The organism is Bradyrhizobium sp. USDA 376 (assembly GCF_054063675.1).
Window position 1 is genome coordinate 4256047 of record NZ_JBSSGN010000001.1, and the last position, 12000, is coordinate 4268046.

General features: G+C 59.0%; 11 protein-coding genes. 3 read left to right on the forward strand and 8 right to left on the reverse strand.

The features are described from left to right. Nucleotides 1–150 precede the first annotated feature (150 nt). Nucleotides 151–1323, forward strand: a complete 1173-nt coding sequence (locus tag ACVJ19_RS19965) for an AI-2E family transporter (RefSeq protein WP_453955166.1) — start codon at nucleotides 151–153, stop codon at nucleotides 1321–1323. A gap of 67 nt (nucleotides 1324–1390) precedes the next feature. Here the strand turns inward: ACVJ19_RS19965 and ACVJ19_RS19970 are convergent, their stop codons facing one another. The 4 genes from ACVJ19_RS19970 to ACVJ19_RS19985 form a co-directional block, all read right to left on the reverse strand. Continuing rightward, nucleotides 1391–2482 (reverse strand): PAS domain-containing sensor histidine kinase, encoded by a 1092-nt coding sequence (locus ACVJ19_RS19970; RefSeq protein ID WP_041953572.1) that lies wholly within the window; start codon nucleotides 2480–2482, stop codon nucleotides 1391–1393. A 26-nt stretch (nucleotides 2483–2508) separates the two neighbouring features. Then, nucleotides 2509–3303, reverse strand: coding sequence for an alpha/beta fold hydrolase (locus ACVJ19_RS19975; RefSeq protein WP_453950691.1), 795 nt, complete (start codon nucleotides 3301–3303; stop codon nucleotides 2509–2511). A gap of 466 nt (nucleotides 3304–3769) precedes the next feature. Beyond that, nucleotides 3770–4123, reverse strand: coding sequence for a hypothetical protein (locus ACVJ19_RS19980; protein ID WP_018642505.1), 354 nt, complete (start codon nucleotides 4121–4123; stop codon nucleotides 3770–3772). Between the two features lie 568 nt (nucleotides 4124–4691). Then, nucleotides 4692–5063, reverse strand: a complete 372-nt coding sequence (locus ACVJ19_RS19985) for a hypothetical protein (protein ID WP_014493191.1) — start codon at nucleotides 5061–5063, stop codon at nucleotides 4692–4694. Between the two features lie 485 nt (nucleotides 5064–5548). Between ACVJ19_RS19985 and ACVJ19_RS19990 the strand changes: the two genes are divergently transcribed. Further along, nucleotides 5549–6226, forward strand: a complete 678-nt coding sequence (locus tag ACVJ19_RS19990; RefSeq protein ID WP_018642507.1) for a Crp/Fnr family transcriptional regulator — start codon at nucleotides 5549–5551, stop codon at nucleotides 6224–6226. 223 nt (nucleotides 6227–6449) lie between these two features. Here the strand turns inward: ACVJ19_RS19990 and ACVJ19_RS19995 are convergent, their stop codons facing one another. The 3 genes from ACVJ19_RS19995 to ACVJ19_RS20005 form a co-directional block, all read right to left on the reverse strand. Further along, complete coding sequence (locus ACVJ19_RS19995; RefSeq protein WP_212065511.1) at nucleotides 6450–7259, reverse strand: transglutaminase-like domain-containing protein; 810 nt, start codon at nucleotides 7257–7259, stop codon at nucleotides 6450–6452. Nucleotides 7260–7362: 103 nt separating this feature from the next. After that, on the reverse strand, nucleotides 7363–8247 hold the full coding sequence (locus ACVJ19_RS20000; RefSeq protein WP_211434227.1) for a transglutaminase family protein: 885 nt from the start codon (nucleotides 8245–8247) through the stop codon (nucleotides 7363–7365). Between the two features lie 77 nt (nucleotides 8248–8324). Next, the gene (locus ACVJ19_RS20005) at nucleotides 8325–8717 is read right to left on the reverse strand and encodes a response regulator (protein WP_074448630.1); all 393 of its coding nucleotides are present in this window, start codon (nucleotides 8715–8717) and stop codon (nucleotides 8325–8327) included. A 569-nt stretch (nucleotides 8718–9286) separates the two neighbouring features. On the opposite strand from ACVJ19_RS20005, the gene ACVJ19_RS20010 reads away from it, so the two are divergent. Next, entirely contained in the window at nucleotides 9287–9547 is a 261-nt protein-coding gene (locus tag ACVJ19_RS20010) for a DUF1488 family protein (RefSeq protein ID WP_028170268.1), read from the forward strand. A gap of 676 nt (nucleotides 9548–10223) precedes the next feature. On the opposite strand, the gene ACVJ19_RS20015 is transcribed toward ACVJ19_RS20010, so the two are convergent. Further along, entirely contained in the window at nucleotides 10224–11582 is a 1359-nt protein-coding gene (locus tag ACVJ19_RS20015; protein WP_018642513.1) for a tyrosine-type recombinase/integrase, read from the reverse strand. Nucleotides 11583–12000 lie beyond the last annotated feature (418 nt).

The window sequence follows — 12000 nt, forward strand, 5'->3', positions numbered from 1 at the left end:
CTCATTCTTCAGTTGGCGAAGAGGCCCGCCGCGGCCGAACCGTCCAGCCGGACCGACTGCTTATCCGGCTAGAGGCTCCTGCAGCCGCATCGCGCCCTTCCGACCGGTGCGAAGCTGACTCAGCGGGTTGGGGCAGGCCCCTTGATCGGGATGGAGAAAAGCGTCGTGGTCTCGCTGTCAAAGTTGCCGCATGAGCCCCCCTGGTCCCCGGGGCAGAATGTCGGCGTACCGGAACCGGCTGCCTCGCCACCGCAGGCGGCCGACGATATCGAAATGCCGCTGCCGTCCAGCCCGCAGACGTTCTTTCTCGGTAGTCTGCTAACACTGGCCGTGCTGGCAGCCATGCATGTGGCAAGCTCGATCATATTGCCCGTGGTGCTCGCCTTCGTGCTGCAGCTCATTCTGCACCCCGTCGTGCATCTGCTCGAGCGTATAGGTCTCCCCCGTGCCATCGGAGCGCTCTTGGCGATCCTGGTGGTGGTGGGAGCGCTCGTGGGGTTTGTGGCAGCCTTGTCGCTACCTGCCGCGACCTGGGCGGAGAAATTGCCGGAGGGCCTGCCTCGCCTCGAAACTCACTTGGTCGTTCTAAAGCGCCCGATCGAAGCGCTGCAGAAAGTCATCCAGCAGGCCGAGCACGTCGCCGACGCTCCCGAGAAGAAAGGAGCCATCGTTTCGGTCCGCAGCGATCTCGGCCTGACCGGCGCGCTCTTCGCTGGAACGCGGGCTGTCATCGACGGCCTTTTTACCACGGTTCTGGTGCTCTACTTTCTCCTGGTCGCAGGCGACGTTTTTCTGCGACGTATCGTCGAGGTCCTCCCAAGTTTTCGCGACAAGAGGCAGGCGGTGGACATCTCCCAGCAGATCGAAGCGGACATATCTGCCTATCTGCTTACAATCACCACCATGAATGCTGCAGTGGGAATTGCAACGGCGGTTGCGATGTATTTCTGCGGGCTTGGAGACCCGCTGTTGTGGGGAGCCGCGGCCTTCCTGCTCAACTACGTTCCAATTCTGGGCCCACTGTTAGGCACCGTCATCTTCCTGCTGGCCGGAATGTTGAGCTTCGACAGCTTGTGGTGGGCCTTGCTGCCGCCGGCCCTCTACTTCTGCATCCACCTCGCCGAAGGCGAAACCCTGACGCCCATGTTGCTTGCCCGACGCTTCACGCTGAACCCGGTGCTGGTCATCCTGTCGCTGGTGTTCTGGTTCTGGATGTGGGGCGTGCCTGGCGCGATCCTGGCTGTTCCGATGCTGGCCATCCTCAAGATCGTCAGCGATCGCGTGCGTCCGCTAAGAGCTTTGGGCCACGTCCTCGAAGGCTAGTCCGGTGTCGCTCTTGGGAGAAGATTGAGGACCGCGCCGTCGAAAGGCGGCCATTGCAGCATGCATGTTACGCCAGCGGCATTGAGAAACTAAAGCGGGTCTCCGCGGGTGTCGATGCGACGGTCAATGCGCCCCCATGCGCCTTTGCGATCTGCGAGGCGATGTACAGCCCAAGTCCAAGCCCTTGCTTGCTCGCACGGGCCTTGCCGCGGAAGAACGGTTCGAACAGCTTGTCCATCACCGTTTGCGGAATAGCCTCACCGGCATTGGCGACCCAGAGCTCGAACAATCCATTTCGCGTCTCGGCGTGAACGGTGATGGGCTTGTTGGCCGTGCCATGCGTCACGGCGTTGCCGAGCAGGTTGGAAAGGAGCTGGCCGATGCGGATGCGATCGCAGTTTACCGGCCCGTCGACGGCAAACTCGAATTCGATGACGCGACCGGGCGAAGCCAGCCTCAGTTCGTCGATCACCTGGGCAAGGACGGGCTCCAGCGGTCCTTTCGCATCGTATTCCAGGGTAATGCCGCCGCCCAGACGACCGCGTGCAAAGTCGAGGACGTTGTCGATCATCGAGGCCATGCGCATGACCGTCGTCTGCATCATGGCGACGATCTGCTGCTCCTTCTCATTCTGCACGGTACGGCCGAGAAGTCTCGCGCCGGCGCTGATGGAGGCGAGAGGATTGCGAAGATCGTGACCAAGTACGGCGATGAACTGTTCCCGCAGTTCGGAGGTTTCGTGCTCGAGCAGCAGCACTTCTTGCGTCGCCCTTTCGGCAGCAATGGCCAATTCTCGGCCGGCGAGGAGCTCCTGTTCGTAGCGCCGTCGGTCGGTCGCCTTGATCAACGCAAGACGGATCAGCAGCAGCTTTCCATCCGCATCGCGGCGCTCGTTCGCGTTGGCGATCATGTGGAGCGGCTCACCGGCAGCGGTCACCATGTCGATAGCGAATTCGTTGAAGAAGCCCTGCATCCGCAGCAGCGGCGCGATATGAGTTTCGTAGTAGATGCGGCCTGGCATGGTCAGGAAATCGGTGAAACGCTTGCCGACCATCTGGTCTGCCGGGTGCCCGCTCCACGCCAGCAAGGTCGGGTTGACATGCTCAATGCGGCCGTTCGGGTGCAGGGTGACGTACCCGCACGGGGCGTTGTTGACCATGTCCTCGAAGTCTGGACCGGAGACGCTCACGAGACGAAGGCTCGAATCGCCGCGATGACCTCGTCGGGCGCACTGAGGTTCGGGCAATGCCCGGTCGCGTTCAGGACGATCATTCGACCGCCGGGGATACTACGGGCAACGAAATCGCCGACCTCCTGGGAGGCGATGATGTCCTCCTTGCATTGGAGGACGAGGACTGGAACGGAAACTTCCGCGAGATCCTTGCGGTTGTCGGAGGTGAAAGTCACACGGGCGAACGCTTTGGCAATATCGGGGTCCGTGCGGCAGAAGCTGTTCGTGAGCTCCTGACCGAGTTCCGGGCGGTCGGGATTGCCCATGATCATCGGCGCAATCTGTGTTGACCAACCCATGTGGTTGGATTCGAGAAGCGCGAGCAATTCACCGATCTGCTCGGCACTGAACCCGCCAACATATCCTTCGTCGTCGATGTAGCGGGCTGAAGGGCCGATGAGCACGAGCTTGCCGAACATGCCTGGCGCTTGTCGCGCCGCCAGCACGCCGATCATGCTGCTGACGGAATGCCCGACGAAGACGCAATCCTTCAAACCTAGCTCGGCGCCGATTTCGACCACGTCGTCGGCGTAACCGGATAAGGTTGAATACTTGGCCCAGTCATAGGCCGACAGATCGGATCGGCCGGCGCCGACGTGGTCGAATAGAACCGTCCTGAAGTCCCTTTCAAACGCCGGAGCCACGAACCGCCACATGTTCTGATCGCACCCGAAGCCGTGGGCGAAGACCATCGCCCGGTCGCCCGCGCCACGAACGTGAACGTTATTCCGTTCGGTTACATTTGCCATAAAGCCTCCCTTACGCATCATCGTGCAGTTTTCTATCTTTGCTAAGCGCAATGCGGCCCTGGCCAGGAGCACTCGTCGAGCTTTGGCTCCAGGGCAGCGTCTCGGTTCTGCGTCGCCCAGATCAGAACCATCAGGAACATCATGATTTCCTACCCGTGTAGATGACCAGCTGCCGGATATCGCTCGAGCCATCTGATGCAATCTCGAACGGCCCCAACGCCGGGACAGTTCCAGCGGGAAGCTGGCCGCGCTTCAATGGAATGATCTGGCGAGATCAGAGCCCGCGACTGGCGACGCGCGTCCTGCGAACTGTCGATCCACTCCGCGTCCGAAAGTCACATCTTCGATCTCGAGGCGGTGCATCTGGGATGCTGTAGTTGACTGCTGTTCACACTGATGACGTCTCAGCCATTGTCATGGCGCGCCCAATGTCGCTTGACCGACGAGACCCCACGCCATCTCGAAATCATCTCCTGGGCGGAAATGTGCCACGAGTGACGGCTCCACTTGCATCCGCTTCATCGTCGCGCCGAACCAGATAGACCAAAGGCGAGTCGTCCGCAGCTCTCTCCGTCTTCGCGTCGACGTAATACACTTCTTCTGCTGGATCGGCGCGACGCACCCTAATCGGAGACGTCCCATCCCAAAGCGGTCTGTGTCCGAGCGTCATTCGCTTCAAGTCCTCTAGGAGCCATTGCTCCTGGCCGAGTTCTCTGGCCTGGAAAAGCGTGGCAGCCATGAGCGCTAAGATCGGCTGGCCATCGATCTCCAGCACGAACACGCCCGCAGGTAACTCCTCGGTTTTCACTGGCACCATCATCTGAACCACTCCTTTTCCTCGGCCGGTCGAAGCGGTCGAGCCCCCCGGGGCGAGATTCGGGCCTCTTGTCCGTCGACGCTTGCGCTCCGTACGTTCCTCGTCCGATGTAAGGCGCATCGCCCGCTTGTCGAACCGCGCCTGGCACGGCTGGCAACGAGCCGGCGGCCCCCAACTTTATCTTGTCTTGCAATGCTTGACTTCGTCATCAGGGACAGCCGGTTCACCGCTTGCGTCTGGCAAGGCTTCGCAAGGAAGACGCGATTTGCCGCCGCTGATTTCGGTCAGGTCCTGGGGGGAGCGACCGAGCAAACCGGAGCATCTGATGGCGCAGTTGAACGAGCTGCGAGACGCTGTAGCCGATTTGTTTGTCTGTTCGCTTGCGCAGAAGTGACGACATGACATCGACCATGGCCAGGCGGCGCGCTGACTTTCCTTCACCGAGAGCTACGGAAGTCATATTGAAACCTGGCTTGGCGCCTTGCTGGTCAATATTGCTCACTCGCAAGTAAATGTGCTGAAGCCGGCGAGCCGGAAGCATACGCTTCGGTCGCTGCCTGCCTTCAGGATATTAGGTCAGCCTATGAAATGCCGGGGGCAATGCTTCTCGAACCAGTTCACTTAGATCCAAGGTCTCGCCACTTTCGGAAATGTCAGAGAACAGGACCTCCACGAAGGGATGTTGGCGGTTGAACGCGGCACCTCGCTCGTATTTCGCGCGCACAATCCGTTGGAGTGCGGGGAGGTTCAGTCTGCCAAGCGCATTGTATTGATCTCGGAAAAGACTTTGACGTCCTCCAAGATGCTCGACGGATTCCGCCCAGACGTCCATCACCTTCCGGCTCATGAATGCCTCGACCTGCTTGTTGCCATCCCGTGCAATGAGTCGGAGCCCGTCCATCGTGTGCGGTCCTTCATCGATTCGAAAGCGCGCAAGTGGCATGGAATCCTCCTGTTGTCGGCGACCTATTCAGGCCGGCAGCCTGTCGCGGGGCGTTGCACTCAATTGGCCCGATGGTCCGATCAGACACACAGGATATGGGTATGGAAGCGTCGAATAGCGAGGGGGTGCAAAGCAGGGCCCGCAAGGAGTTCGGGCGCTGCCTAACTCCATGGTGAGCTATATTGACCAGCGCGTCGTGCCGCCGGGTCGGCATACTTCCATGCTCCATCGTAAAGTCGTGCCACGCGCAGGGCGACCGTCGCTTCGCCCGAGAATGCCTGCTGATGGGCGCGCAATGAGCCGCGCCCTTTGGAAAGTGGCTCTTCCCTAGAATTGCGAACAATCAGGGAGTAAATTCTGCCCAATAGGGCCGCTGCCGCAAGGTCTGGCCGGCAAGGAGCAACCGTTCGTCGCTTGGTCAAGAAAGCCGTTCCCTGGCAGCCGATCGAAGCGAACAAGTTTGGTCGATTCAAAGGAGTCCACGCGTGGCGAAGCCGTCCAAGGACACGTTCGATCCCCAACATTTTCTCGGCAAGGTGGGCGCCGGCAAAGCCATTCTGACGTTTCGCAAGAACCAGCATGTGTTTCAGCAGGGCGACGCTGCTGACTCGGTGTTCTACATTCAAAGCGGCAAGGTCAAGCTGACGGTCGTTTCGGAGCAGGGCAAGGAGGCAGTCGTCGCCATTCTCGAGCCCGGTCAGTTCTTCGGCGAGGGATGCATGAATGGTCATCCTCTGCGGATCGCGACGACAACGGCGATGGAAGATTGCGTCATCACGTCGATAACCAAAGAAGCGATGATGTCGGCTATCCGTGAAGAGCCGAAATTCTCCCAGCTGTTCATTTCGTATCTGTTGACCCGAAACAGCCGGATCGAGGAGGACCTGATCGACCAGCTATTCAATTCCAGCGAACGGAGGCTGGCTCGCCTGCTGTTGCTGCTCGCGAATTTCGGCAAGGAAGGCAGTCCGCAGCCGATCAGCGCGAGCATTAATCAGGAGACACTGGCTGAGATGATCGGGACCACGCGATCGCGGGTCAGCTATTTCATGAACAAATTTCGAAGATTGGGGCTCATTAGCTATAATGGCCACATCGAGGTCCACAACTCGTTGTTGAGTGCGGTGCTGCACGAGAAGCCTGTGCTGAGAGAGCGCGACTAGAGGGACCGTCCCAAGCGACGGCCCCAGAGCGTGGGGGCGCAATGAGGCCGTCATTTCCTCGGATGCTTTGGGGGGCGTTTGCATCCGGTCGTCCTTACCAAGTTGCGCCACCGACATTCGTTCCGACAGAAGCTCAGCTCGCTTTCGTACGGTCAAGTCGATTCGCTAGTCCGGGATCATTTCTCTGGAGCGATTCAGGGCTCAGACTCACTTCATCCTGTGCTCAGGAATGGATCTCGTCGGTCCACACCTTGAAGCTGACCAAGGTGTTAGGGCCAAATGTCTGGCTAATCGGCACGTCGGCAGCGTCACGTCCTTGAGCAATCAGAACACGTCCAATCCGGGGGACGTTGTTGCGTGGATCGAATGTGTACCAACGCCCGCCGATATAGGCTTCGAACCATCCCGCGAAGTCTCCAGGGGCGTAGGGGGGAGGCATGCCGATGTCGCCGAGATAGCCGGTGCAGTATCTGGCGGGAATGTTCATGCAGCGACAGAACGTAACGGCCAGATGCGCGAAGTCCCGGCACACGCCCTTGCGCTCGTTGAAGACGTCCCGGGCCGTCTTGGTTGCATGCGCATGCTCATAGCCGAATTCAATGTGATTGTGAACGAAATCACAGATCGCCTGAACACGGGCCCATCCGGGCGAGACCTTCTCGAAAAGTTTCCACGCGACATCGGACAGATGATCGGTTTCGCAATAGCGGCTGCCGAGCAGATACACGATCGTCTCTGCCGGCAAGTCCTCGACCGCGTGTTGGGTAGCCGAGGGCACAACGACGTCCGGCAAGCCGGTGTCGCGAACCATCCCGTCAGCCGCCAGGCGCATTCGACCGGCTGGAGCAACGATGCGGCTGCACCAGTTACCGAAGCCGTCACGATAGGGGACGATCGCAACGGAGGGCGTGGTGGTCAGATAATCGGGCACGACGACGTCCGATGCCCGAGAGAAATGAACGCCCAGGACCATGATCATGGGTGTGGGCTGCGGAAAGTCGTAGATCATCTCATAGCCGACCCGGATCTTCACTCGGCGTCCTCCAAAGTCGACAAATTGCCGCCGACACAGCGTGGCGTTCGGAAGTTCCAACGCGCTGGCGGGGGGCGTGTTCCTGCCTCTTCAATGAGCGACATTACGACAGAGCCGACGCTGTTTTGACGTTCACGTCCACATCCATCCCAAGCTCGTCCTCACGAGCTCCCCAATAAGTGCCGAACAGGGGAATGGCCTGGCTTGGGACTCTGGCCACCGCCACGCGGATCAGATCGCGGTTTCCGACGATTCCATTGGTCGGATCGAACTCGACCCAGCCGGAGCCGGGGACGTAGATCTGGCACCAGGCATGGGTGGCTCCCCCGCCCAGCCAGACAGGACCATCGCGATCCGGTACGTAGATATAGCCGGTGATAAAGCGTGCGGCGAAGCCCAGGCTTCGTGCAGCTTCAATCATCAAGACGGCAAAATCCCGGCAGGTGCCCTTCCTGCGTTCGAGTGTCGTAGAAGGACTTTGCGTTCCTGGCGCCGTGCGGCGGTCGTAGGCGAAGCCATCCGAGATTGCTTCATTGAGGGTCATCAGGACCTGTCCGGTAGGACGTCTGGGCCCGCGCACGAGAAACGTGTCCAGCCACCTGCCGAGATGGTCTTCCGGGTCTGAGAACCATCTCTGAACATAGGGTGCCAGGTCGGGCGCCTCCTCCGCCTGATACGCAAACGGATGGTCCTTCGCGTGGTCCTCAATTCTGAAGTCGGGCGCATTCTCCGGCGTGTGGTCGACCTTGATGACACACTCGAATCGCAAATTGTCGCTGTCACAGCCAAACTCGACCTGCGCAACGCAATTCCCGAAGACATCGTGCAGCCACCTCACCTCAGAAGGCTCGGGCGTCACATTGAGCGAGAAATCAATCAGTCGCTGGTCGAAACTATCGCGCGGGCGTGCCATCAATTGATGTCGGCCGAGCCTGACCGCGCGCCGGTACCGATATGTCGTGATATGCCGGACGAGGAAGATCGCCATGGTACCGCCGATCGACGAGAGGTGAGAGCTTGCTCGCTGGCCGCTTGACGCGGAGAGCCGGACCATGCTGGGTCCTCTCACGCGCCTCGGGCGTGGCCGATCATCCTACGAATACCAGCTTTGATCTGCCAAGCCTGGAGCGGCTTACCATAGAACTCGCTGCAAGGGGGAAGATCGATGCTCGGCGGGTTCAATTTCTCGGACATCAGGATGACGTCGATTGCCGGCCACCGTCTACGCACGGTGTGCGCAAGGCCTATGCCGTCCATGCTGCCCGGCAGCTGGATGTCGGCGCAAACGAGCGCGATGTCGGATCTGGAGCTCAGGATTGCGAGGGCTTCGTCGGTATCCAGCGCTTCCAACGGCGTGTAGCCGGCGTCTTCCACCATGCCAACTGCGCGCCTGCGGAGCACCATCTCGTCTTCTACGACGAGAACGAAGGCTGGAATGCGTGATGGACCGAACGTCATTGAGACTCACGGCTGCTGTGGGTGCGCACCGATGATCGGCACGCCCTGGTTCCTGTCTCGCTGCCGCATCCCTTTATCCGTTGAGATGCAATTTCATGATTTCAGAGAGTTGCGCCGCTGCGGCCCGCGGGCGGCTACCATTGAATGAGCACCGCACCAGCGATCACAAACGCGAAGAAGATCGGCAGAACGACCGGCGGCACCAGCCACTCGCGCAGTCCGAATTTTGAGATGTTTGACATATTGACCGCCTTTTGGTCGCGGCGGGAGCACGATGCTCTCAGTCACCGATAACAGCCGGGAAGCACGCGGTGATATTCAAGATATGGTGCCCGTCCGCGGAATAGCGAGGTCAGGCAGAAACTATTTGCTGTGACCGGGGCGAACGGGATTGTAGTTCGCTTTCCACGTAGCCATCTAAGAGTTTGCGGGACCTCAACGCTCATCCAGCGCCAGGTTTGGCACCGTCGCTCGTAAGGGCGGTCGCAGATCGGCCGTCCAAAAGGCAAATAGCGTCGAGCTGGCAAGGCAAGGAAGTCCCCTTTCCACAACGGATCTGCCCCGGCCACATGATCGAGTTTCCAAACCATAGCCGTTCATACGACCGCACGCGGCGTGCCGTGCGATTCTGGGGACACGATAGCGCCATTGAGGCATCGTTTTTTATCGAAGAAGAAGCGCTGAAGCGAATTCAACCCGATACCTGCTACGACGAGTCGAGCCTTCTCCACGCGTTCGATTCCAATCGGGACTTGATATGCGCCGCCGCAGCCAAGGTGTACGTTCGCGGTACCAGGGGCTCTTACGATCTCGTCGCCGGCAATTTTTGAGCCGATCGGCGCCTTTTAAGGGTTTCGCACCCGAGCCAAATGAACCCCTCTGCCTGTGCCTATAGGCAGATGGAGTCTCTTTCTGTTTCAAGGCAGGAGCGTAGCCTTTTCTAGCCCGGCAATGGTCTGCCCCAGAGAGTTGCAAACGCCCTCGAGCAGTGATTTGCACTCGACGCCGGCCGCATCTGGACCGATGGACTGCGGTCCTAGATGTCAAGGAGTGACTGCTAACGCATTTGCTGCAGGCACATGGGTGTCCGCCCCGCTTCAGCAGGTCGGATATGTCCCTCGACCGATCGACGGTGGTACAAGAGCAAATCAATAGTGCGATAAGCCGTCGTTTTTGTTGAATGGGTGAGCGCGGCGGATCCACTATCATATCTGACCTGCCACCGAACTTTCATCCGGCCGCGGTTAGTCGCTTCGGAGACCCCGTGCTTGCGAGCTAGGTCGGCCGTCTTCGCCCCGGCCTCATGCTCAGTCCATATCCGCCCGTTGTTCAGGCGGGCTCCAACAGTCGGTTGATGCACTCGACCACCGTTTGACCACCGAAACCCCATGTACAAATAGCGATAATGGTGGTCAGTCCCGCACGAGATTCAATGTTTTCGTTGATCTTTTCTATTGCTGCTTACGTTCGGACGCAGTGGGCGCCTCGATCAGATCGCAGCCTGGATCAGGCTGCTTGCCGAATTCTTTCCTCCTCCTCGCTGAGGGGCGCTGGCTTCAATTGGAAAAGGCTGACGACTCGTCGGCTTGCCGCGTGACCGAGCCAATCTGACAACGGCCCTTGTCCTACGAGCGACTTACCGAGACCAGAAAACGCAGCCGTACTAATAGCTTGCTGCTGGCTGCGCAGGTGGTCTTCAACCAGCTTGTGTCGAGTGACATAGCCTGCATTCACACCAGGGATCGAATGGTTCATAAGGAGCTTGGCGTCGAATTCGGAAACGCCAGCAGCGGCGGCAATTGTCCGAAATGTCTGACGAAGGTCATTGCCCCATTTCGACAAGATATCTCGATCTTCCTTTGTTTCCGCCAGGTGTCCAGAGGCGCTCTCAGCTGGGAACAACCATTCTTGCGCCTGAGACGGATGTATTTGCCTGCCGAAACGAAGCACTCGAATGAGGCTCAGGATCATCTCCCGAGACAGCGGAATGTCGAACGCTCGCTTGCTGCCTCCCTTGGGCGTCGGGATGTGGAGCGTTCGCCGCCGAAAATTGATGTGTTCGGGCTTAGCCTGCTGCAATGCGGTGGGCCTAGACCCACACAGCAATGTGAAAAGATGGAATTCGCGCCGGATTGGGTTGTCTAGATTGGCTAGCTCGAGAAACCATCCTTTCAAATCGCCGGTCCCCATACCGGTGTTCCTGCGCTCTTCCTGATTCCAATCGACTGCATCTGCGGGGTTGTCGCGCGGCAGCGATCGATTGGTCTTCCGAGCATGATTGTAAATGGCCCGCAGCGTCCGCATGCTGCCATTCGCCATGTAGGGACCGTTCTCCTTGGAAAGCTCATCATGCTTTTCGGCGACGCGACCGGGATCGTTCGCGAGGTCGAGCAGAGGGGTGTCAAGCCATTCGGAAAAGAGACGCTCGACGTGATCCCGATAGCCGCTTATCGTTTTTTTGCTACGGCCTTTTCGAATCAAGTGGGCTTCCAGATAGCGTTGCCAAGCCTGCTTCAGGGTAACGCTCGCTACAGCTTCGTCCCGGTTGGTATTGCCCTGTTCGGCGTTTCCGTCTTGCCTCGCTTTCGGGTGCTTTCCCTTGCTGATTTGAGCAAGATATTCCTTGGCAAGCGAGCGGGCCGCTCGGGTCGTTAACTCGCTGGCATCTCCAATAGACACTCTAATGGATGAGGCCCGCTTTCCTCGTTGCCTAAGATCACCTTGAACGGTGAAGGTCCTTTTCCGCTTCCCCACGACCACGAAGAAGCCTTTCAGCTCGGTGTCGCGAGCCAGATACCAGCCATCTTCAGGAGACGGTAGCTGAGCGATAGCCTTGTCGCTGAGAGCAATGCGAATATCGGTCATGGGGGGGACGTGAACTGTTAAAACGGTTTTCAAACGGTTTTGGCGAGCTGAGGTGTTTGAAGGTCTGCGTTCGCCGGACTGCGAAGCTATGCGACAAGTCCCTATAAATAAAAGGTCTTCTTCGACCTCACCGTAGTGTAGCGCAGATTCAGAAATCGTAGAGAGGCGCCGGTTTTGAACTCTTAATCAGCGGGTCCCAGGTTCGAGCCCTGGTGCGCCCACCAAGCTTTTCAATAGCTTAGGGATCTCTCTCGGTCGTCATTCCGACGAGCGGTCGGCAGCCATGGTTGTTAACGCTTCTTCGGTCGAGAACCGGGCCTGGACGGCGCACTGCGTTCTGCTCTGAATCTTACCTCGACAAGATGCCGTGCGCCGATGAACTCGGTACATGACGGTTTGCGCAGGGTGTCCGTTGGTG